General features: G+C 62.7%; 20 protein-coding genes. 16 read left to right on the top strand and 4 right to left on the bottom strand.

Annotated features, from left to right (window positions below):
* Positions 1–76 precede the first annotated feature (76 nt).
* Positions 77–1,123 (top strand): LacI family DNA-binding transcriptional regulator, encoded by a 1,047-nt coding sequence (locus tag C0V97_RS11965; RefSeq protein WP_127102811.1) that lies wholly within the window; start codon positions 77–79, stop codon positions 1,121–1,123.
* A 118-nt stretch (positions 1,124–1,241) separates the two neighbouring features.
* Here the strand turns inward: C0V97_RS11965 and C0V97_RS11960 are convergent, their stop codons facing one another.
* The gene (locus tag C0V97_RS11960) at positions 1,242–1,880 is read right to left on the bottom strand and encodes a pyridoxamine 5'-phosphate oxidase family protein (protein WP_127102810.1); all 639 of its coding nucleotides are present in this window, start codon (positions 1,878–1,880) and stop codon (positions 1,242–1,244) included.
* A 97-nt stretch (positions 1,881–1,977) separates the two neighbouring features.
* Here C0V97_RS11960 and C0V97_RS11955 point away from each other — a divergent pair, with 97 nt between their 5' ends.
* Positions 1,978–3,411: a PLP-dependent aminotransferase family protein gene (locus tag C0V97_RS11955; RefSeq protein ID WP_158625408.1), complete on the top strand. Its 1,434-nt coding sequence runs from the start codon at positions 1,978–1,980 to the stop codon at positions 3,409–3,411.
* A gap of 68 nt (positions 3,412–3,479) precedes the next feature.
* On the opposite strand, the gene C0V97_RS11950 is transcribed toward C0V97_RS11955, so the two are convergent.
* Positions 3,480–3,896 carry an EVE domain-containing protein gene (locus C0V97_RS11950; protein WP_127102808.1) on the bottom strand — a complete coding sequence of 139 codons (417 nt, stop codon included), beginning with the start codon at positions 3,894–3,896 and terminating at the stop codon, positions 3,480–3,482.
* Between the two features lie 201 nt (positions 3,897–4,097).
* On the opposite strand from C0V97_RS11950, the gene C0V97_RS11945 reads away from it, so the two are divergent.
* Genes C0V97_RS11945 through ccmI form a run of 7 tightly spaced genes read left to right on the top strand, consistent with a single transcriptional unit; the run spans position 4,098 to position 9,410 of the window.
* Positions 4,098–4,859 carry a heme ABC transporter permease gene (locus C0V97_RS11945; protein WP_127102913.1) on the top strand — a complete coding sequence of 254 codons (762 nt, stop codon included), beginning with the start codon at positions 4,098–4,100 and terminating at the stop codon, positions 4,857–4,859.
* Positions 4,856–5,005, top strand: a complete 150-nt coding sequence (locus C0V97_RS11940; protein WP_127102807.1) for a heme exporter protein CcmD — start codon at positions 4,856–4,858, stop codon at positions 5,003–5,005. The genes C0V97_RS11945 and C0V97_RS11940 overlap by 4 nt, the downstream gene beginning before the upstream one ends.
* Positions 5,006–5,037: 32 nt before the next feature.
* Positions 5,038–5,613, top strand: a complete 576-nt coding sequence (ccmE, locus tag C0V97_RS11935; protein ID WP_127102912.1) for a cytochrome c maturation protein CcmE — start codon at positions 5,038–5,040, stop codon at positions 5,611–5,613.
* A complete protein-coding gene (locus C0V97_RS11930; protein ID WP_127102806.1) occupies positions 5,610–7,631 on the top strand; it encodes a heme lyase CcmF/NrfE family subunit in 2,022 nt (673 codons plus the stop codon). The genes ccmE and C0V97_RS11930 overlap by 4 nt, the downstream gene beginning before the upstream one ends.
* Positions 7,628–8,185, top strand: coding sequence for a redoxin domain-containing protein (locus C0V97_RS11925; RefSeq protein WP_127102805.1), 558 nt, complete (start codon positions 7,628–7,630; stop codon positions 8,183–8,185). Before C0V97_RS11930 ends, C0V97_RS11925 begins: the two co-directional genes overlap by 4 nt.
* Before the next feature lie 29 nt (positions 8,186–8,214).
* Positions 8,215–8,685: a cytochrome c-type biogenesis protein gene (locus C0V97_RS11920; protein WP_233582139.1), complete on the top strand. Its 471-nt coding sequence runs from the start codon at positions 8,215–8,217 to the stop codon at positions 8,683–8,685.
* Positions 8,682–9,410, top strand: coding sequence for a c-type cytochrome biogenesis protein CcmI (gene ccmI, locus C0V97_RS11915; protein ID WP_127102803.1), 729 nt, complete (start codon positions 8,682–8,684; stop codon positions 9,408–9,410). Before C0V97_RS11920 ends, ccmI begins: the two co-directional genes overlap by 4 nt.
* 20 nt (positions 9,411–9,430) lie before the next feature.
* Here the strand turns inward: ccmI and C0V97_RS11910 are convergent, their stop codons facing one another.
* A complete protein-coding gene (locus C0V97_RS11910) occupies positions 9,431–11,551 on the bottom strand; it encodes a hypothetical protein (RefSeq protein WP_127102802.1) in 2,121 nt (706 codons plus the stop codon).
* Positions 11,538–12,824, bottom strand: coding sequence for a DUF3142 domain-containing protein (locus tag C0V97_RS11905; RefSeq protein ID WP_127102801.1), 1,287 nt, complete (start codon positions 12,822–12,824; stop codon positions 11,538–11,540). The genes C0V97_RS11910 and C0V97_RS11905 overlap by 14 nt, the downstream gene beginning before the upstream one ends.
* Before the next feature lie 32 nt (positions 12,825–12,856).
* Between C0V97_RS11905 and C0V97_RS18700 the strand changes: the two genes are divergently transcribed.
* The 7 genes from C0V97_RS18700 (at position 12,857) to C0V97_RS11870 (ending at position 20,804) form a co-directional block, all read left to right on the top strand.
* Complete coding sequence (locus tag C0V97_RS18700; RefSeq protein WP_233582126.1) at positions 12,857–13,453, top strand: hypothetical protein; 597 nt, start codon at positions 12,857–12,859, stop codon at positions 13,451–13,453.
* Between the two features lie 64 nt (positions 13,454–13,517).
* Positions 13,518–14,669 carry an LPS export ABC transporter permease LptF gene (lptF, locus tag C0V97_RS11895; RefSeq protein ID WP_127102800.1) on the top strand — a complete coding sequence of 384 codons (1,152 nt, stop codon included), beginning with the start codon at positions 13,518–13,520 and terminating at the stop codon, positions 14,667–14,669.
* Positions 14,659–15,810: an LPS export ABC transporter permease LptG gene (lptG, locus tag C0V97_RS11890; RefSeq protein ID WP_127102799.1), complete on the top strand. Its 1,152-nt coding sequence runs from the start codon at positions 14,659–14,661 to the stop codon at positions 15,808–15,810. Before lptF ends, lptG begins: the two co-directional genes overlap by 11 nt.
* Positions 15,810–18,122: an LPS-assembly protein LptD gene (locus C0V97_RS11885; RefSeq protein ID WP_127102798.1), complete on the top strand. Its 2,313-nt coding sequence runs from the start codon at positions 15,810–15,812 to the stop codon at positions 18,120–18,122. Before lptG ends, C0V97_RS11885 begins: the two co-directional genes overlap by 1 nt.
* Before the next feature lie 67 nt (positions 18,123–18,189).
* Complete coding sequence (locus C0V97_RS11880) at positions 18,190–19,617, top strand: peptidylprolyl isomerase (RefSeq protein ID WP_127102910.1); 1,428 nt, start codon at positions 18,190–18,192, stop codon at positions 19,615–19,617.
* Entirely contained in the window at positions 19,614–20,432 is an 819-nt protein-coding gene (gene rsmA / locus C0V97_RS11875) for a 16S rRNA (adenine(1518)-N(6)/adenine(1519)-N(6))-dimethyltransferase RsmA (protein ID WP_127102797.1), read from the top strand. The genes C0V97_RS11880 and rsmA overlap by 4 nt, the downstream gene beginning before the upstream one ends.
* A 165-nt stretch (positions 20,433–20,597) precedes the next feature.
* Positions 20,598–20,804, top strand: a complete 207-nt coding sequence (locus C0V97_RS11870) for a cold-shock protein (RefSeq protein ID WP_127102796.1) — start codon at positions 20,598–20,600, stop codon at positions 20,802–20,804.
* The last annotated feature ends 88 nt before the right edge of the window (positions 20,805–20,892 follow it).

Raw genomic sequence — 20,892 nt, 5'->3', positions numbered from 1 at the left:
CGACAGCCGCAGATTACCGTTTCGTCATGTATCCAACAGAGCTAAAATACCTCAGAAACACCTCAAGGAGCGGCTCATGTCCTACGCGCATCCTCTCAAGGACATCGCCCGGCAAGCCGGCGTCGGGCTGGCAACGGTCGATAGGGTTCTGCATGACAGGGCCGGGGTGCGAACAGCCACGCGACGCCGAGTGCATCAGGCAATCGAAGAGCTCTCCCGCCAGACGCTCGAAGCTTCGCTTCACGGCAGCCGCCTGGTCATCGATCTCGTCATGGAAGCCCCGAACCGTTTTTCCAGTGCGGTGCATGCCGCGCTCGAATCCCAGCTCGCCGCGCTCATGCCCGTCGCCATGCGCGTGCGCGCCCATCTGGGCGAAACGGCTACAGGAGAGGAAATAGCCTCAATTCTGGCGCGACTGCGCAGGCGCGGCTCGAACGGGGTCCTCCTCAAAGCGCCCGACCATCCCGCCATCCGGGCCGAGATACGGGCCTGCGCCGATGCAAGGATCCCGGTCCTGACGCTTGTGACCGACCTCCCGGACACGCCGCGCCATGCTTATGTCGGCATGGATAATCAGGCTGCCGGTGCCACCGCAGCCTGGCTCATCTCGGGATGGATGCATGCCCCGATCCATACGGGCAAGGCGGTTCTCGTGGTGATTTCAAGCTATCGTTTCCTGGGCGAGGAAGAGCGGGAGGTGGGATTTCGTCGGGCCTTGGCTGAGCGTGCGCCCCATCTTTCTGTTCTGTCCCTGGGTGAAGGACGAGGCCTCGACTGGCAGACCTATGATCTGGTGGAGCACTGCCTGAAAACCCATCCAGAGATCGAAGGTATCTATTCCATCGGCGGCGGAAACCGCGCCATCGCAAAAGCGCTCGAACGATGCGGCCGACAGCCAGCGGTTTTTATCGCGCATGACCTGGATCGCGACAATCAGGCACTCCTGACGGAGGGGACCATCACCGCCGTACTCCATCACGATCTGGGAGCAGATATGCTGCAGGCCTGCCAGATCCTGATCGAGGCCAATCGCCTGCGACCACCCAGCCTCCTGACACGCCCAAGCCCCGTACAGATCATCACGCCCGTGAACATGCCGCCCAACCTCCGGAAAGGCACATAACCGCGCCCGTCCGAGCCAGAAAGTTGAGCGCCTGGTATGTTCCCGGCGAGAACCCTCCTGAGCGGAGGCAGCCATCGTCGCCACTCCGGGGCGGGCTTTGGGAGATCAGGCTCCGCAATTAGGCAATGAATCGTGCCTGTGCCTTGCGTATCGAGAGCGGGGGCAAGGCACCCTCTGGCGTGTGCGCGTCCTGAATACCGGTCCCAAGCGCTGTAACCACCGGCACGACGCCGCCCCAAAGCGCAGACGGCAGATCGGCATCATCCTCGACCGGTGGGCCGGTGCGAATCTTCGCGCTGGCCGCCTCAATATCGAGCGCGATCACCCCCGTGGCCTTGAGCTCATTGGCGGTCATGGCCCGCAGCTCCGTGCTCCGCCCCGGCAGCAAATGATCGGTGATCGCGTTCAGTGCCTGCAGATGCTCTGCATCCGTCACCTTGCGGGCTGTGCCATGGACCACAGCGCATCGATAATTCACCGAATGGTGGAGAGACGAACGGGCGACCACGATTCCCGTCAACTGGGTAACGGTCACACACATCTTCTGCCCATCCAGACCCATGAGTCGTGTCTTGGATGCCCCGTGAAGGTAGAGGATGCTCCCCGCACGTGCATACGCCATGGGCATGACCATGGGGCGCTCCTGCGCCACAAAGCCGACATGCCCCACAAGGCCGGTATCGAGGATGGCGTGAACCGTCTCCTCGTCATAATGCGCGCGCTTGCCCTGACGGGCTTTGGCAAAATCGGGAACCATGTCGCGTGTCCTCTCAGCCAGACGGTTTTCGCTTGACGTTCCCCCTGCTACGCTCCGAACTGGAATGAATCGAGAGCCGGTTTCAGGATGTTTGTTCATGCCAGTTTATCTGCCCGCCATCGTACAACCGGAGCCAGGCGCCGACCTCTCTCTCCCTGCCCAGGTTTTCGCCGCGATCAGCGCCGCAATACGCGCGGGCCGGCTGGCCGAGGGCGACATGATGCCCTCCACACGTCAGGCCGCTGATGGGCTTGGGCTCTCACGCAGCACGATCTCGACGGCCTATGATCTTCTGCGTGCGGAAGGGCTCATTACCATGCGCGCGGGCAGCCGCCCGGTCGTATGCCTTCCCACCCCCCGAAAGGTGAAACAGGCCGCCGACACTGTGCCTGCACTCTCGACGCGCGGACATGTTCTCGCGCGTGATCCTCGGACAAGCAGCTACACAATCCCGCAAGGACGGCTGTCACCCGGCCTCCCCGATGAGGGGCGCTTCCCCGCCGATCTCTGGGGCCAGATTTTGCGCCGTCATGCCCGTCAGTCTCACGGGGAGGAGGCCTGTTATGGCGGTTATCATGGCGCGCGCGCGCTGCGCGCTGCGCTATGTGCGCGACTGGCCAGCGACAGGGGGCTTCAGGTCTCGTCCGAGCAGATCCTGATAACGCCGGGCACGCAGGCCTCCCTCAACCTGATCGCTCAGACGATGCTTGATCCGGGCATGAGCGTGGCGCTGGAAAATCCCGGTTATCTCGGGGCACGGGCGGCCTTCCAGGCGGCCGGTGCCATGATCCACCCCGTGCCGGTCGATGCCGGGGGGCTCGATCCGGCGCAACTCCCCCCTGAGGCAAAGCTCATCTACATCACGCCGTCCAACCAGTATCCGCTTGGGGGACGTATGGATCTGACGCGGCGGCTCGCCCTGCTGGAGCGGGCCCGCGCGCAAGGCTCCCTCATTCTTGAGGACGACTATGACAGCGAATTCCTGTGGCATGGGCGCGAGATCGCGTCTCTCGCAGCGCATGGATCGGGGGAGGAATGCGTCTATCTGGGCTCTGCCTCCAAGACGCTCTTGCCGGGACTCAGGCTCGGCTGGATGGTCGTGCCACCGGCGCTCATCGCCCCCCTGCGGGCAGCGCACCGCAATCTGGGATATGCGGCCAATCTCCATGGGCAGCTGGCCTTGGCGGAGCTTATGAATTCCGGGCATTACCGCCTGCATCTGCGCCGTATCTCGCGGCTGTATCAGCAACGCGGCCTCGCGCTCCATGAGGCGCTTTCTTCACTTCCTTTCCTGCAGGTTCTCCCCCCGCGCGGAGGCGTTCAACTGGGGCTACGCCTGCTGGTAGCAGGGCGTGAAGAGGCGTGCATGACCGCGCTCGCCCAGACGGGCTATCGCGTCGGACGCCTCTCGGCACTTTGCTTGGACGCGGCGACAGAGGGGCTGGTCATAGGCTTTGCCACGCTGCGGCCGGATGACCCGGCCCGCATTGCCTCCACCCTCGCTCAGGTGGTTATGACAGGCAGGCCATAGGCTCAGACCCAGGCACAGACTCAGGCCCAGGCCCAGCCTCAGGCCCGGATGGATAATTGAAATGATGCTCAGGGCTTATCCCAGTGGCCGATATGGCAGAGATGTGCCCATTCCGCCGCGGTGACAGGCGCGACGGACAGACGCGACTGACGCAGGAGCGCCATTTCAGACAGAGCGGGATCCGCCTTGATCGTTGCAAGCGAAACCGGCGCGGCGAAAGCACCCCGCGCCGCCACGTCCACGCAGACCCATTTACCGCCTTCGGCTGTCGGGTCGGGATAAGCCTCCCGCACGATCTCAACCACACCGACGATCTGCTTTTCAGAGACCGAGTGATAGAAGAACGCAAGATCGCCGCAGCGCATGGCAGACAGGTTATTGCGCGCCTGATAGTTACGCACACCGGTCCAGGGCTCGACCTTGTTCGTAACCTGCTGCTGCCACGAAAAGGTCTCAGGTTCGGATTTAATCAACCAGTACTGCATCGACGACCCTCTGTTATCGGTCAAGCCTGTTGCGCTTATCGGAACAAACTGCCCCTTCACGCTTCCCCTCTCCGAGCGGTATGCCGTATCAGGACGGCTTTCGATCAAAAAACCTTCATCGGATGGAGCCATTCACGGGCTATACCATGCCCGGATGCCAGGGGAGAGAGGCCAAGAGTGACGAAAGCCACGCGACAGATCATGGCGGGACGAGACATGAATGGGTCGCTCCTGCATCGCTTTGCCAATCCCGGTCGGTTTCTGCGCCTCTCACGCTGGCTCTTGCCCCTTCTCTCTATCGGCGCCGTCGTGTTTCTGGCCATCGGACTGGCCTGGTCGCTGTTCGTTGCACCGGCTGACTGGCAGCAGGGCGACGCCGTGCGGATCATGTATCTGCACGTCCCCATGGCCATCCTTGCCTCTTCCGGTTACGCGGCTCTGGCTGTCTGTGGCGTGCTTTCTCTGGTCTGGAAGCATCCTCTGGCCGATCTGGCTGCGGTCGAGATTGGCCCGATCGGTGCCGTGGTCACAGCGCTCTGCCTGATCACCGGCTCGCTCTGGGGCAAGCCCATGTGGGGTACATGGTGGGTATGGGACGCCAGACTGACCTCGGTTCTGGTGCTGTTTTTCCTGTATCTGGGCCATATCGCGCTCATTCAGGCCTTTGACGACCCGCAACGCGGCTATCGCGCAGCATCCGTGCTTGCCCTGGCCGGTGTGATCGACCTGCCGATCATCAAGTTCAGTGTGAGCTGGTGGAATACGCTGCATCAGCCGGACAGCATTACCCTGACTCACGCCCCTTCCATGGCGCTCTCGATGCTGCTGCCTCTGGCCCTGTGCATGACGGGATTCACATTGGGTTTCGCGGCCCTCGTCGTGGGACGCGTGACCGCCTCCGTACTCGAGACCCGCGCCCAGCAGATGATGACACGCACGCAGCGCAGGGAACGCGGCGCATGACCCATCTGCCCTATATCGCGGCCTCCTACAGCATCACGCTGACGGCGCTGTCCGCGCTCAGCCTCTCTCTCATCTGGCGCCTGCGTCGCGCACGGCGCGTTCTGACGCTGCTGGAAGCCCGGTCGGCCTCGGAATTGCGCCCCTGATGAACGCACTCCCTGCCCGGCCCAGACGCCGCATGACCCGCAAGACGAGACGCCTCTGGCTCGTCATGAGTTGCCTCGCCTGCTTCGCCGTCGCGACGGCGCTCGTGCTGAATGCATTTTCTTCAAGCATCGTGTTTTTCATGGCGCCTTCGCAGATTCTGAAATCTCCCCCACCGGGCGATCGTATGGTCCGGCTGGGCGGCATGGTCGTGGCCGGGTCATTGCGCCGCACACTCGATGGCCAGCGCCCGGTCAATCTGTTTCAGGTGACAGACGGTCAGGCGGCCCTGGAGGTACGTTTCGAAGGCATATTGCCGGATCTCTTTCGGGAAGGGCAGAGCGTGGTGGCCCTTGGCACCTATGCTCCCGGCAAGGATTTTGCCGCATCCGAAGTACTCGCCAAACATGACGAGACCTATATGCCAAAGGAGGTCGCCGAGGCATTGCAGCGCAGCGGCAAATGGGACCCGCGTTTCGGCAAGCCTCCGTCTAGCGAGAGCCTGAACAGCATGACACGCAGTGAGGCGGTAAATCCCCAGCCCATCCCGGGAGCGGCCTCCGCCAGAGCTCCGGCCAGAGCTTCAACCAGAGCTTCGACCACACCATGATCGAACTCTTCAGTGCCGAGTCAGGGCATTATGCGCTCGCTCTCGCCTGTGTTCTCGCACTCGCGCAGTTTGTCCTGCCCCTTTGGGGGGCAGCGCGCGCACGGCGTTTTCTGCTGGATCTGGCCCCCAGCCTGGCCTGCGCCCAGTTTCTGGCACTGCTCTATGCCTTTTTGTGCCTGATTGTCTGCGCCATCGAGGATGATTTTTCGGTGCAGAATGTCGCGGCCAACTCAGCCTTGAGCAAGCCGCTGCGGTACAAGATCACCGGCGTCTGGGGAAACCACGAGGGATCGGTGCTTCTCTGGGCACTGATTCTCGCTCTGTGTGGCGGGGCTGTCGCCTTGCTTGGACGAGGCCTGCCCCTTGTGCTCAAGGCGCGCGTTCTGGCCGTTCTTGGCGGCGTTTCAACCGGATTCCAGCTCTTCTGCCTTCTGACCTCCGACCCTTTCGACAGGGTCTGGCCCGCGCCGCCCGACGGGCAGGGCATGAACCCGCTCCTGCAGGATCCCGGCCTCGCCTTTCATCCCCCCGTTCTTTACACCGGCTATGTCGGCTTCGCCGTCCCGTTTGCCTTTGCGGTTGCCGCCCTGATCGAGGGGCGTGTCGATGCCGCCTGGGGGCGCTGGGTACGTCCCTGGGCCGTAGCCGCCTGGTGCTTTCTCACGCTCGGCATCGCCATGGGATCGTGGTGGTCGTATTACGTACTCGGCTGGGGTGGCTACTGGTTCTGGGATCCGGTCGAAAATGCGTCCCTGATCCCCTGGCTGACCGGCACGGCGCTCGTTCATTCCGCGATCGTGGTGGAAAAACGCGACGCCCTGCGAATCTGGACGGTTCTGCTCGCCATCGCCTCTTTTTCCTTCTCGCTCTCAGGGACTTTTCTGGTGCGGTCAGGCATTCTGAATTCGGTCCATGCCTTCGCGAACGACCCGGCGCGTGGCGTGTTCATTCTCGCGCTGCTGGGCATTGTCATTGGCGGTTCGCTCCTGCTTTTCGCCTGGCGTGCCCCTTCCCTGAGCGCAGGAGGAATGTTCGCGCCCCTCTCGCGCGAGGGCGGCCTGGTACTCAACAACATCCTGCTCTGCGCGCTCTGCGCAGTAGTGGTGACGGGCACCATGTATCCGCCTTTCATGCAGATCCTCACAGGCCGTACGCTCTCGGTCGGCAAGCCGTTTTTCGACGCAACAACCATCCCGCTTGCCCTGCCACTTCTGATCGTCATGGCAGTCGGCACCATGCTCCCCTGGAAGCGTGGCAGTCTTTCGCCCCTGCTGCACCGACTTTGGCTGGCCGCCCTCGTGGCAGGGCTGGCCCTGCTAGGCGGTCTGATGCTGCTCGATGGCATCCTGCCCGCGCTCTGCGCCGCCGCCGCTCTGTGGGTCATTCTCGCCAGTCTGACCGATCTGGCCACGCGGCTCGGTGCCCGCGTCGATCGTCACGCGGGATGGCGTGCGTCTCTGATCGGCCTGAGCCGGCGCGGCCGACACCTGCCCCGCGCCGTGTGGGGAAGCGCCATCGCCCATATCGGGGTCGGTGTGACGGTTCTCGGCCTGACCGGCATGTCACAGGCCAGGCATGACGTGGTGGAGATCGGCATCGGTCAGACGCTGCATCAGGGAAATCTGGACTGGTCCCTCCTGGCGGTTCGGCAGGAGCGTGGACCGAACTACAAGGCTCTGGTCGCAGACCTGATGGTCTCGCGCCATGGGCAGGTGCTCGCCACGCTTCATCCCTCGCGCCGCGACTTTGTGAGCCAGCATCAGGTCACAACCGATGTCGCCATACGGACCAATCTGATGCGCGACCTCTACGCCGCTCTGGGCGAGGCCCATGGGAGCGGGCAAGATGCCCGCTACGTGCTGCGTCTCCATGACAACCCGCTCGCACCCTGGATCTGGCTCGGCGGCGTCATCATGGCTCTCGGGGGCGGTCTTTCCCTCTCCGACCGACGCCATCGTTTCGGTGCGCCCATGAAGCCGCGCCGCGCCCCCCCTATGCGTGAAGGAAGAGGGTCATGAGCGTTCCGACACGGCGTCGCCTCCTGATGGCCCTGCCGGTGGCGGGAGCCGGACTGGTGGGCGCAGGATGCTGGAAAATGCTCGCTTCCATGCAGACGGGCCAGTTCGATCCGCGCGCCATCAGGCTTGATTCCCAGGCGCGCCTCGTGCCCGATTTCGCGCTCGCGGGTCTATCGGACAGAGAGCCCGGCTTTGACGCCGCTGCGCTCAAAGCCAGTCCCGTACCGGTGCTGATCAATTTCTTTGCGTCGTGGTGCATTCCCTGCGTGACCGAAATGGCAGCCCTGAGAGTCATCGGGCGCCAGATCCCGATCTGGGGCATTGCCTATAAAGATCGGCCTGAAGACACTGAGCGCTTCGTGACGCGTGATGGCTCCCCCTACAGCCGTCTGGCGCGCGATCAGAGCGGCATGACGGCCATTGACTGGGGCGTGAGCGGTGTGCCCGAGAGCTTTCTTATCCTGCCCGGCGGTCATATTGCCTGGCATGGCGCCGCTGCCCTCGATGAAGGGGTATTCGAGCGCGAGATCCGTCCTTTGGCAGGGGGCCGATGATGATACGCGCCCGCTCGCTTGTCACCCTGATGATCGTCCTTACTGCCTGCGCTCTTCCTGCTTTGGCGCCGCCCTCTTTTGCCCTGGACGACCCCGGCGAAAAGCTGTCTGACCCGGTGCAGGAGAAACGCGCCGAAGCGATTGGCGCGCAGCTCCGCTGCCTCGTCTGCCAGAATGAGTCCATCGAAGACAGCAGCGCAGAGCTCGCGCGCGACCTGCGCCATGTCGTGCGACAGCGCGTGGCAGCGGGGGAGAGCGACCCACAAATCATGGCCTGGATGACCCAACGCTATGGCGAATTCATCCGTCTGCGCCCTGGTCTCTCGGCTGCGACGCTGCTCCTCTGGGCGATGCCGGCTCTGGCCCTGATGGCTGGTCTTGTGGCTGCCGCACTCATGATGCGGCGTCGGGCCCTTCCCGCCGGGATGGGGGAGACACTCAACGCTGCCGAGCAAAGGCGTCTGGCGCAATTGCTGCGTGAGGGGGAGGACAGCCAGTGAGTGTTTCAGGCTTCCTTCTTGTCACGCTGATCAGTCTGTCGCCCCTCCTGGCCCTGTTCTGGCGCCGTGGACAGGCGCCCCTCCCTGTGAGCGCGCGCCATTCGGCCCTCACCCTCTATCGGGAGCAATTGCGCGATCTGGAACGTGATCGCGCGGCCGGACTGATTGCGGAAGCCGAACGCGCCCATGCCGAGCTGGAAATCCAGAGGCGCATTCTATCCGCCGACACGATCGTCGAGCGAAAGATGACGACACGGAGCGAGAAGAAACGCCTTTTCCTTCTCCTCCTGTTTCTGCCCGCCTTCGGCTTTGCGCTCTATCTGGTCAACGGACATCCGTCCCTGCCACCGCAACCCCATCAGTCGACGCGCCCTGCGGTCACAGCCGAAATGCAGGCCCTGTTCGACAAGCTGGCCCGCCAGGTCGCTTCCATGTCGCCAGACGACCCCGATTATGTGCGTCAATCCGTGCTTCTGGGACAGGTGGACGAACATATGGACAGGATCGATGAGGCCCTTCGGGCCTATCGACAGGCGCTGGCCATACGCTTCATCCCCGAGCTCGCAGTTCAGATTGCGGAGTTACAGACACAGCGGGACGGCCATATCTCTGCGGACAGCCTCGCTTTGTACCGCAAGGCGCTCGATGCGGCCCCCGCCGATGCCCCGTGGCGGCTTGCCGTCGAGGCGCGTATCGCAACGGGCGAGCACGACCAGGAGCGCTGAGGCTTCGTCGCATCGGACGCTCAGAGATACCGGGCGATCCGATCGCGGAGATGACGCCATTTCGTACGCAGCATGTAATGACGCGCGGCCTCGAAGTCGGGAGCAATCTCACAACGATTGCCGAAATCGCGTCCGAAAGGCACGAGTGCCCCCTCTTTGAGGTAGCGCGCGTACAAAATCGGCGTCCGGTCCGTTTGCCACGAGGCGGCCTGACAAAGCACGGCGGCGAAGGCCTGGGAGCGCGGGGGCAGCAGATCTGCCGCTTTCTCGGCGTAGTCCACCGCGACCCATCGATAATGATATCGGGCAAAAGGCACCACCTCGCTGGCCTGATAGCGCTTGCGCTCTTCCGGCGTGATGAATGGCCCCTTCAGCGCCCGATCGACGCGCTGTTGGCGCGTCAGGCTGCCTTCCGGAGGATCCTGGGGATTGCTCGAATACAAGCTCCGTCCCGCACCCCCCTCATAGGCGCCCTCATAGGCAGTGTAATCCGGCCCCTGCTCAGTGCCCATGATCTCCATGCCATGGATGCGTGCAATGCGCGCTGCCTCGAACCATCCTCGCGCCCGACTGACACGCGTCCATCCCGAATGCGCCTCGGCAAGCGCCTTCGCATAGGCGCGCACCCATTGGCGGTAGGGCCGATCGACCGCATGCCCCCCCTCGCTCTCGGAGCGAAAGCGCGGATCATCGTCCTCGGGAAAATAGGCCAGAGATTCGTCGAGACGCCCCTCTCGGACCATGCGGCGGGCCAGGATCTGGCGCATCGTATCGCCTAGCGAGATCGCGGGAAGGAGATCGCCTTCGCGGGGCGGCGGCGGCTTGGGGCTGGCGGGAATGGCCCGGTCGATTTCGGCACGAAGTTCCTCGACCGTAAGAACCCGTTCGGCGAGATAGGCGGCATCACTGGCCCCGTCAGCAGAGGCCCCTCCGCTTCGCGCCGCGTCATAGAGGGCGATGAATGCCTGAACGAATTCTCCCCGCGACAGCTGGAGGATACCGCTCTCGCTGCGTATGCGCGATGCCATTACCGGGTCTCCAGACGCGGTATTTGTCGGGAAACCCTTGATAGCCTGAGCGTAGGCACGCGCGGCACCTGGCAGATCATTGACTCTCATGGCAAGCTTGGCCCGTACCCAGGCAGCATAAGGCGCAGGATCATCGCCAGCAAACTGCGCGGCGAGATCGAACTGGCCCATTCTGTAGGCGGCAAGTGCGAGAAGAGCATTCCTCCCCCCCGGTCCGGTTTTTATGTCCGAGGCGGAACGTGCGAGCGCCTTCATGGCCGCATGACCGGGTGCGCTGCCATCATCGTAAGCCAGCACGTAAAGGCTCAGCAAGTCTCGCCCGAGGCTGTCCTGCGCGAGCGCTTCAAGCTGCGCAGGATGTCGAGAAACCCATTCGAGGAGGAAGCTCAGCGAGTCCACTCCGGAGGAGGCTCCAGCCACAGCCTGGTGAGTGTACAGTGTGAGCGCTTTGGCGATTTGTGCGCTCGTCAGGGCCTCCGTGCAGGGATCGTGCCGCACCATCTCGGTCCATCCACACAACCTGCCTTGTGCATGAAGCGCCAGTCGCGCCTCTTCCCCCCAGGAAGCGGGGCCGAGGCCATCGGGATCGCTCCAGCCTTGTGCGACTAATTGCCGCGTAGCGGCAAAGCCACGAGCTGCGTCCTCCAGTTCCTCGTCGGTGTCATGACCAGCGACAAAAGCAAGCGCTTCATGGACCTTTCCACTCATGAAGGCTGCCTTAACTCGCACGCTGTCCGTTCCTGCATCGGGCAAGGGGCCGATCGCATCAAAGCTCGACAGTCCCCGATCCTCGCTTTGGGGGTCGCGATAGGCGCGTGCCCCGCGCGCATAAAGCACGGACGCCGCTGACGAATCGGCAGCGTCAGCGGCTCTCTTGCCGGGTGAAGGCGTGCTCGGCATGAGGCGCGTGACTTCACGGGAGAAAGAGAATTCGGGCAGGCTCGCAAGGGTATTCTTGCGATCATCGAGAAGCTGCTCTGGGAAAAAGGGTCCGCAGGCGAAGACGGCCGCGATGGTGGTGGAGGCCAGAGCGAGGACCACCAGAGACACCCGCCTGCGCCCAATCCCCGACAAGGAAACCGGTCGCCTGAAGAGTTGATTAGGGCGTGACATGGATGGACGCTTCCTCCTGCGGACAGCTGAGCCAGGCGGCGATGAGCGATTGACCGACGGGGAGCAGACTGGTCTGCGTACGGGTCAGAGACAGCCCTGCACGGTCGTAATCAAGACGATACGGTCCCTGGGCCCCTGCCCCTCGGCACGGACTTGTAACATGAAGGACGGGCGGCGGCAGGGCGTCAACCGTTCCCGTATTCCTGACAATGATATGATACAGCCCCTTGCCCGCCGGCGCAGCCTCAAGCGTCATGGCCTCGCGGATCGGCTCGTGCCGGACGAGGCTCAACCACGATCCCAGGCTCCATGAGCGCCGGTCGCCGGAAACCGGCAGGCGGAACCAGATCCAGCCTTCGAGTCCGATCGGGGGGCGAGCCTCGATGCTCTGCATGAAGGCGGCAATCTGCCGCGGGGCAACGATCAGTTCTTGCCCGTTACCAGGGCCGATGCCCTGGCTCCCCTCGCTCTCTATTGCGGCGACCTGGCCATCCTGCCCCCAAAGGATGCGTGATCCATAGCTGGGCAGGGCAATCCACCACCGGCCCGAGCGCAGGGTACGGGCCGCGATCGGACCGAAAAGAGACGCCGCGTTTCGCGCGTGAACCGGGCTGAACAGCCCTTCGACAGGGTTGCGTACCGCATGGAGTTGCAGCACGGCGCTGTCGGCCTCCCCGAGCAATTCGGGAAGCGCGGACGAACCGAGCCAGGCGGGGAGAGCCGTGATCGACAGCTCGGTTTTCGGCGGCAGGCTCGGACGCAGTGCGGCGATGAAGCGTGCATAGGCGTCGAGCCGCGCCGTCGCGCAGTCATGATCGAGCTCGATCCCTTGCACGACGATCCCGAGAGAGCGCCATTCGGCTACTATTGCGGTGATATGCGCAGCGAATGCGGCAGGATCGAGATCGGCGCGACGGCCGCTGAGCCGGAAGACGGCAAGGACGGGATGCGCCGCAAAAACCTGCGCGAGTGTCCCGTCAGGCGGGGCCGTCAGCTGTGCATCATGCCAGATCCCGCGCTGATCGCGCTCGGAGGCCAGCACATGCCACCTCTCCAGAGCTGGGTCTGCTGTCCTGATCGCCTGGACCAGCGCGTCGCTCCACACGCGTTGCCAGATATAGGCATCGGAGGGGAGCCGCACGGGCGAAAAGGACAGGACACGGGCGGGAGGCAACAGGCCAGTCCACGCCCCCAAGCCCCCCACGGCGACAAGAACGAGCACGGCACCGAGAATACCGGCCCCGATGCCCTTGCGCGCCGAGCAAGGTTTCATGTGAAGCCTCCTCGCGCAGGCGGCTGCCTGTTGTGTCGATGCCTCTGCCGATGAACGAGGCAGGCGTTCGCACCGGTGGACGCGTGTCTTCTTGCGTGGACCATCGCAGGCTCATCGGTCGTATCGCCAAGGTAAAACGCCTCTGGAATGAGCCGGAAGAGCATGAAAACCATGTCACGCCGCAAGCAGTCATCCTTTGTGTTCAAAACAGGGCGCGTAGCCTCAAGTCCATTTTCATATTGCATCGTCCCTGTGCTTCGCGGCATGTGCTCTCCATGGTGCGTCTCTCCCCCCTGCCCCGTCAGCGATCCGTCCTGACAGGAAATTATCTGCCCGTTCCACGCCCCCCTGCGCAGGATTCGGTCGTGCTGTGTCCCGCATGTCGCGGCAAAATGCAGCGCACGGATGAGCAATGCCCGCATTGTCATGCCGAACGGCATTTCGGCCCCACGCGCAAGGAGACGCTTGTCAGCACGATGATCGGCGTTGTGGCAGCGCCCGCCCTGTCCCTGCTGCTCATACGCCCCTCTTTCTGGACCGGCGCCTTCGCCGTGGTGGGGCTCCTGGCCGGTTTTTTCGTCGCCCATAGCCGGCATAGCGGCGATCGCTGGCTTCGCGACCCGCGCTAGATCGCAGATTTCGTAACATGATGCAGCTTTCGGCAAGTCTGGCGAAACGCTAAGGGCAATACCCATGTCTGAGTCGGCTTCACGCCCCAAACGCCGTTCCTTCCTGCTCTTGCGCGAACGCTATATCCTGCGTCAGCTTTTTCTCGGGCTGGTCGGGATCACGAGCGGCGCCATCGCGCTGATCTGGCTGATGCAATCGCTGCGCTTCGTCTCGCTGGTCGTTGATCGCGGCCTGTCGCTGCGTGTGTTCCTTCAGCTGACCTCGCTCATGATCCCGTCCTTTCTGGCGGTGATCCTGCCCATCACAACCTTTCTTGTTGTCCTGTTCGGCTATCAGCGCATGTCGGGCGATCGCGAGCTTACGGTGATGCAGGCAGCCGGACTCTCGCCGTTCCAGCTGGCACGACCGGCCATGGCCTGCGCCCTGATTACCACTGTTCTCGGGTATATCCTCAATCTCTGGCTCGTTCCCGTCTCCTATCATGCGTTCCGGCGCTACGAATTCGAGATACGCAACCGCATGGCCGCGTTTCTCCTGCAGGACGGCGTGTTTGCGCAGCTCTCCAAGGACATGACCGTCTATGTGCGCAAACGCGATCGTGACGGCGTCATGCATGGCGTCTTCGTGGAAGACGACAGGCAGCCTGAAGCCCGCGCCACGATCATTGCCGAGCGCGGCAACATGGTCGTCATCGACAACCAGCCGCGCGTGGTCCTGTTCAACGGTTCTCGTCAGGAAATCGACCATCATACCGGTCGGCTGAACGTGCTGACTTTTCAACGCAACACGATCGACCTTTCGAGCAGCAAGCAGGCAGAAAGCGAAAACCGCGATGCTGCCGAGATGTCGCTGCCCGAACTGTTCCACCCTGACCCGAACTACGTCTCGCAGCGCGACTGGGGCAAATTTGCCGTGGAAGGGTGGCGCCGCCTGACCGCACCGCTGACCACATTGTCCTTCAGCATGATCGCGCTCGTGGCCGTACTGAGCGGCGCTTTTTCGCGCCATGGCAATATCAAGCGCCCCATGACGGCCATTCTCAGCGTTGTCGGGCTCATGGCGCTGTCGCTCATGCTCCAGAATCTCGCAGGGCGTAACCTTGCCCTCGTCCCGCTTCTCTGGCTGGTCGCCATCCTGCCCGCCATCGGATGTGGGTTCTGGATTTTCGGCCGCGAAGCCCTGAATGCCGGAAGGCGGAAATCGAATGGCGCTTAATCCCCTCTCCCTGCTCAAGGGGTCATCCGCTGGCGTGTCGGTCACGCTGTCGATCTATATCTCGCGCATCTTCACGCTTTTCGCCCTGGCGATGATTGCGGCCCTGACAGGGCTCGTCTCACTGTTCGACTTCATCGATCTGCTGCGCCGCGTGGCGACCAAGCCGGATGTGCCCACCAGCCTCGTGACCGAGATCGCGGGGCTGCATGTGCCCTATTTCATGATCATGATCATGCCTTTCGGCATTCTGCTCGGCGGGATCGTATGCTTCTGGCGCCTGACTCGCTCGTCCGAACTGATCGTGGCGCGCGCTGCCGGGATTTCAGCCTGGCAATTCCTGGCCGCCCCGCTGGCCTGCGCCATTCTGCTCGGCGCGTTCGGCACCATGGCGCTCTCGCCTCTTTCCTCCTCGATGTTTCGCAAGGCGGAATTGCTGGATGAGGCCTATCTCAAGACAGGAGGCGGCCCACTCTCGCTCAATGGCGGCGCGCTGTGGCTGCGCCAGCTCGATGACGAACAGGGCGCAAAGGGCGTGGCCATTCTGCATGCCCGCCACGTGTTCCTGCGAGACGGTGCGTTGCGCATCAATGATATCAGTGTCTTTCGTCTCGACGCGCGCGACCAGCTTGTGATCCGCATCGAATCCCCGCGGGGGGAGCTCGTGCAGGGAGCGTGGAAACTCGAGGATGCGGCGACTGTGCGGCCGAACCACCTGCCGGTGCGGATCGGCGATTACCTTCTGCCGACCAACCTCTCCCTGACCCGCGTCGAACAGAGTTTCTCGTCTCCCGATACGCTGTCGGTCTGGACCTTGCCCGGTTTCATCCATCTGCTCGAGCGGTCCGGTTTTTCATCCATACGCCATCGACTGCACTTCCAGACTCTGTTAGCTCTTCCGATCCTGTGCGGTACTATGGCGCTCGTCTCGGCCGGCTTTTCGATGCGTCCCACGCGACGCGGCGGTGTGGCACGTATGCTGGGCTCGGGAATCGCTGCGGGTTTCGCGTTGTTCACCATTTCGAAAGTGGCAGCGCAGTTTGGTGAATCCGGTGCCCTCCCGCCTGTCATGGCGGCCTGGGCACCAACTGGCGCAGGTCTATGCTTGGCAGTAGCGTTGCTTCTGCATCTGGAGGATGGTTGATGTCGAAACGGCGCGTTGCGCAGAGAAGGCGCAGGTCCTGGCTGGCCGCGTCCATGCTTGCCGGCACCGCAAGTTTCAGCACGATCCCGGAGGCCGATGCCACGATGCAGCGCCAGACCGGTCCGCGCGTGGCCGTTGGCAAGCCGTCATCGCAATCTGATCCGGTTACCTATCTCGCTGACCAGGAAAGCTACACGCGCAGCGGCGTTGCGACCTGGACCGGCAATGTGCAGGTCTGGCAGGGTGATCATGCCCTGCGCGCCGACAAGATCGTCTATGACCGCAATACCGGGGTCATGACCGCGACGGGCCATGTGGCCATGGTCGAGCCCGATGGCAGTACGAGTTTTGCTGAGTATGTCGAGCTCAGCAACGGCATGCATGACGGCATCGCGCGGGCCATTTTCCTGCGCATGGAAGACAATGCCAAGCTTGCTGCGAATGGCATGAGGCGCACCAACGGCAAGATCAACGACATGGCCAAGGCCGTCTACACGGCCTGCGAAATCTGCGCGAAGGACCCGACGCGCGCGCCGTTCTGGCAGTTGCGCGCCTATAACGCGACGCAGGACGCCGAGCATCAGCGCATCGAGTTCAGCCATGCCTATCTCGACATGTTCGGCCTACCCATCATGTATCTGCCGATCTTCTCGATGACCGATCCGAGTGTGAAACGTCAGAGCGGCTTCCTCATGCCGGGCATCAACCCGCATGACCGCTATCTCGGCACCTATTTCACCATTCCCTATTTCTGGGCAATCGACGACCAGCAGGATCTGACCGTGCAGGGTCTCGTCTCGACCCGCACCGGGCCCCAGATCAGTGGGCAGTATCGAAACCAGCTCAATTTCGGCAAGGTGAACCTGACGGGCGGCATCGCCTACAGCACCCATAAGGAAGGCAGCTACGTCAACACGTTCGGCAATACTGTCAGTGGTACCAATGATAACGGCATACAGGGCTATGTGCGCGGATCGGCAATATTCGATATCGACCGGCACTGGCGCGCAGGGGCAAACCTGAATCTCGCCTCATCAGCCAACTACATGCGCGACTATCGCATCACCGGTTACGGCAATGAAACGCTGAGCTCCACCGCCTATATCGACGGCTTCGGCGTTGGCTCCTATGCGCGTCTCGACGGTCAGTTCTATCAGGGGCTGAACCAGGGCGTCATCCGCAACTCGAACCTGCCTTTCGTCCTGCCGCGCTTCACCTATGCCTTCCAGGCCGAGACGGACCCGTTGGGCGGCACATTCTCGCTGAATACGAACGACTTCAACGTCTATCGCCCCCAGGGCACGCGCGATCAGCGCGGGCAGATCCAGATGAACTGGAACCGCCCCTTTCATAACGTTCTGGGACAAATCTGGCTCCTGACCGCACGCGTCGATGCAACGGTCTATCAGGCCAGCCATCTGACGGAACAACCGCTCTATTACACCGAGACCGGCACCCATACGACAGGCTGGGTCCTCCCGACTGTAGCGCTGAAAATGAACTGGCCGTTCATGCGCAGCTTCGCCCATGGGCATGGCTCGCAGATCATCGAGCCGATCGTTCAAGCCATTGCGGCCCCCAATATGGGCAACAGCGCGACGCGCATGATCCCGAATGAAGATTCGCTGCAATACGAATTCACCGACAGCACGCTTTTCTCCCTGAATCGCTACACCGGTACGGACCGTCTCGATGGCGGATTGCGCGGTAATGTCGGCGTGCACGGCAACTGGACGTGGCGCGGCCATGCGGTTGATTTCCTCGTGGGTGAAAGCATCCAGCAGCATATCACCCAGAACCGCATTCCCTATTCCGGCCTGTCGCACCATCTTTCCTCGCCCGTGGCGCGTGTACGGGTGAGCCCCAATCAATATCTCGATCTGACCGCCCGTGGCCGTTACGATCCCTGGCGCAAGAAATTCGATTATGGCGAAGGGCTTGTGAGCGTCGGCGTGCCGGTTTTCCACGTCAATGCAGGCTATATCTACGAGCCGGTCACGCCCTATTACTTCTACGCGGAAAACTACCGCGTCAGTGGTCCGGCGCAGGTCTATTACACCCCGACCAATGAAGTCACGGCAGGCTTCTCGACCGCCTACAAGCAGTACCACGCGTCGGTTTACGGCCGTCGCTCGCTGTCGCGCCACGAGTTCGTCAGTCTCGGTGGCGATATCGGCTATTCGAATGACTGCTTCGGCTTGGACATCCTTGCGATCAAGCAATATACCTCGATCGGTGGTCAGCAGCGCAACACGACCGTGCTGTTCAACCTTACCTTCAAGACAATCGGTACCTTCGGAATCAATGGCTGACGGACGCGCAATGATCTTCTCCGCTCCCTTCCTTCGGGCTGTCCCGCATACCGGGACGCCCCGCTCGATGCGTGCGATGCTTCTGGGTTTTGCCACCTGTCTGGCCCTGCCGGCCCTCTCGGCCCAGGCTGCGCCGGCTCATCATGCGCAGCGTGCCCACCCCGGCCATGGCAGCGTGTCCCCTGCCGCGATCCCGCCTGAGGATGCCATTCTGGGCACGATCAACGGGCAGGTCCTGACCGAACGCGATGTCGATAACCGCGGCAAGCTGTTTGCGCTCTCGACCGGCCTGAACATCAGCCCCGACCTGATGCAGCGTTTGCGCCCGCAGATCATTCGCCAGCTCGTCGATGAACGAATCAAGACGCAGGAAATTCTCAAGCGTCACATCAACGTCGAGCCGCAGCAGATTGCCCAGGCCATCAACAATATCGAAGCGCGCAACGGCATGCCGAAGAATGCCCTGCGCGACCGCCTGGCCCAGGACGGCGTTTCGCTCACCACGCTGATCGACCAGATCCGGGTGCAGATCGGGTGGATGCAGGTGCTGCGTGAGGAAATCTCGGGCCGCGGCCGCATCACCGCGCGCGAGATCACGCAGCGCGAAGAGGCTCTGCGCGCCGAGGAAGGCCGAGCACAGTACAATGTGAGCGAAATCTTCATCCCCGTTGCCGATCCACGCCATTCGGAAACGGAACTCGAATTCACCAAGACGATCATTACCCAGCTGCGTAACGGTGCCCCCTTCCCGATCGTGGCAGCACAGTTCTCGCAGGCCCAGACCGCGCTTGATGGCGGCACCATGGGCTGGGTACAGGAAGACAGTCTTGACCCCCCAGTGGTCGAGATCGTGCGCCAGATGCCCATCGGCGCCATCTCGAATCCGGTCAAGGTCGCGGGGGGCTACGTCATCGTGACGGTCAATGGCAAGCGCACGATCGGCCATCAGAACGTGACCATGGTCACCGTGCGCCAGGCTTTCTTCCCCTTCTCCTCGCCTCTCAATCCGCAGCAGCCGACGGATCAGCAGAAGCTGACTCTCCAGAAGGCGACGTCGGCAGCTCAGTCGGTTCATGGATGTGACGCCATGGAGGCACTCAACCGCAGCATCGGCGAAAAGCATCCCTCTGATCCGGGCGGCCAGCTGGTTCTGGAGCGCCTGAACCCGCAGATGCGTCAGGTTCTCTCGGATCTGCCTGTGGGCCAGTCCAGCCGTCCGCTCGTCTCCAGCGATGGCATCGCGCTTCTCGCCGTATGCTCCAAAGGGCAGAAGAATATCGCCCAGCAGAGCCCCAGCGAGATTGCAGACAGCCTCATGAACGAGCGCGTCGAGCAGGCCTCGCGTCAGCTCGAACGCGATCTGGAACGCCGCTCGGTCATCGAGATGCGAAAGGACGACAAGGCGGCCACGGCCAAAAAGGACGATGCGCCCGCGGTCGAGGACGACACCGCACCGGCCAAGCCACACGGGAAGAAGGCCTCAGGCCAGGGATGACCCTTCCCTCACTGCGGGACTCCATCCGCATACATGGACTCGACGCCAAGAAGTCCTTCGGACAGCATTTTCTTCTCGATCCGGGCATCGTGGCCCGGATCGCCGCACTTGGCGGCGATATGGCGGGACGTCACGTCGTCGAGATCGGGCCTGGCCCTGGCGGCCTGACCCGCGCCCTGCTGGACACCAAGGCCGTCGCAGTCCATGCGGTCGAGATCGACCAGCGCGCCTGGCCTCTGCTCGATGAGCTTGCGGCCCATGCCGAGGGGCGGCTCAATCTGGTCAGGGCCGATGCCATGGCACTGGATTGCACCACGCTCTGCCCGGCACCCCGCAAGATCGTGGCGAATCTCCCTTACAACGTCGGGACGCCGCTTCTGGTGGGCTGGTTGCGTCAGGCTGCCTCCTGGGAGCGTATGACGCTCATGTTTCAGCTCGAGGTAGCCGAACGTATCTGTGCGGCGCCGGATACCGGAGCCTATGGGCGTCTGGGCGTACTCGCCCAATGGTGCGCAAGTTGCGCCATGGTGATGAAAATCCCCCCCGGTGCGTTCTCGCCCCCGCCCAAGGTGGACTCCGCAGTCGTCGACATCGTGCCACATGCCGAGCAGCCCTCTGCGATATTGTTCAAGGCCATGGAGCATGTCACCCATCTGGCTTTCGGCCAGAGACGCAAGATGCTGCGCGCTTCGCTCCGGCCAATCGGGGGGGAAGCCCTACTCGAAAAAGCTGGTATCCTCGCCACGCGACGCGCCGAAACCCTTTCGATCGCGGAGTTCGCAACGCTCGCAAAACTGGTCGCTCGCGAAAACTGATGCTGCGAGGCGCTTGCAGAGCGTCGAGCGAGCGCCCATACAGGGTGAAGACGGGTGCTCTTGCCCGGGCGTTCGGGTGCATGTGGCGCCAAGACCAGTCCCGCAGGAGCATGTTTGCACGCATAATTCTTCTGCGTAGCCGTCATGGTATCAAGGAGCCTTGTTATGGCAACAGGCACCGTAAAATGGTTCAACTCCACCAAGGGCTATGGCTTCATCAAGCCGGATGCCGGTGGCGACGATGTGTTCGTGCACATCTCGGCGGTCGAGAAGGCCAACCTCACTTCCCTCAATGACGGCCAGGCGCTCTCCTACGAGACCGAAGTTGGACGCAACGGCAAGACCTCGGCAGTCGCTCTCAAGCTGAGCTGAGTTTGCAGCCGTAACGGAAAACAGGGTCTCGCGCATCTCCCAGAGCGGCGCAGCCCGCCCTGTTTCGGACTACCGGGCATGTCCTTCC

This window comes from Asaia sp. W19 (assembly GCF_003994335.1).
Classification (GTDB): domain Bacteria; phylum Pseudomonadota; class Alphaproteobacteria; order Acetobacterales; family Acetobacteraceae; genus Asaia.
Note: the sequence above shows the minus strand (reverse complement) of the source record. Positions and strands in the feature narration are given on the sequence as shown.

Bases quoted from the DNA above. Each gene is read 5' to 3' on its own strand.
- C0V97_RS11965 (WP_127102811.1), top strand. From the start codon at position 77: ATGTCCTACGCGCATCCTCTCAAGGACATCGCCCGGCAAGCCGGCGTC.
- C0V97_RS11960 (WP_127102810.1), bottom strand. From the start codon at position 1,880: ATGGTTCCCGATTTTGCCAAAGCCCGTCAGGGCAAGCGCGCGCATTAT.
- C0V97_RS11955 (WP_158625408.1), top strand. From the start codon at position 1,978: ATGCCAGTTTATCTGCCCGCCATCGTACAACCGGAGCCAGGCGCCGAC.
- C0V97_RS11950 (WP_127102808.1), bottom strand. From the start codon at position 3,896: ATGCAGTACTGGTTGATTAAATCCGAACCTGAGACCTTTTCGTGGCAG.
- C0V97_RS11945 (WP_127102913.1), top strand. From the start codon at position 4,098: ATGGCGGGACGAGACATGAATGGGTCGCTCCTGCATCGCTTTGCCAAT.
- C0V97_RS11940 (WP_127102807.1), top strand. From the start codon at position 4,856: ATGACCCATCTGCCCTATATCGCGGCCTCCTACAGCATCACGCTGACG.
- ccmE (WP_127102912.1), top strand. From the start codon at position 5,038: ATGACCCGCAAGACGAGACGCCTCTGGCTCGTCATGAGTTGCCTCGCC.
- C0V97_RS11930 (WP_127102806.1), top strand. From the start codon at position 5,610: ATGATCGAACTCTTCAGTGCCGAGTCAGGGCATTATGCGCTCGCTCTC.
- C0V97_RS11925 (WP_127102805.1), top strand. From the start codon at position 7,628: ATGAGCGTTCCGACACGGCGTCGCCTCCTGATGGCCCTGCCGGTGGCG.
- C0V97_RS11920 (WP_233582139.1), top strand. From the start codon at position 8,215: ATGATCGTCCTTACTGCCTGCGCTCTTCCTGCTTTGGCGCCGCCCTCT.
- C0V97_RS11910 (WP_127102802.1), bottom strand. From the start codon at position 11,551: ATGTCACGCCCTAATCAACTCTTCAGGCGACCGGTTTCCTTGTCGGGG.
- C0V97_RS11905 (WP_127102801.1), bottom strand. From the start codon at position 12,824: ATGAAACCTTGCTCGGCGCGCAAGGGCATCGGGGCCGGTATTCTCGGT.
- lptF (WP_127102800.1), top strand. From the start codon at position 13,518: ATGTCTGAGTCGGCTTCACGCCCCAAACGCCGTTCCTTCCTGCTCTTG.
- lptG (WP_127102799.1), top strand. From the start codon at position 14,659: ATGGCGCTTAATCCCCTCTCCCTGCTCAAGGGGTCATCCGCTGGCGTG.
- C0V97_RS11885 (WP_127102798.1), top strand. From the start codon at position 15,810: ATGTCGAAACGGCGCGTTGCGCAGAGAAGGCGCAGGTCCTGGCTGGCC.
- C0V97_RS11880 (WP_127102910.1), top strand. From the start codon at position 18,190: ATGCGTGCGATGCTTCTGGGTTTTGCCACCTGTCTGGCCCTGCCGGCC.
- rsmA (WP_127102797.1), top strand. From the start codon at position 19,614: ATGACCCTTCCCTCACTGCGGGACTCCATCCGCATACATGGACTCGAC.
- C0V97_RS11870 (WP_127102796.1), top strand. From the start codon at position 20,598: ATGGCAACAGGCACCGTAAAATGGTTCAACTCCACCAAGGGCTATGGC.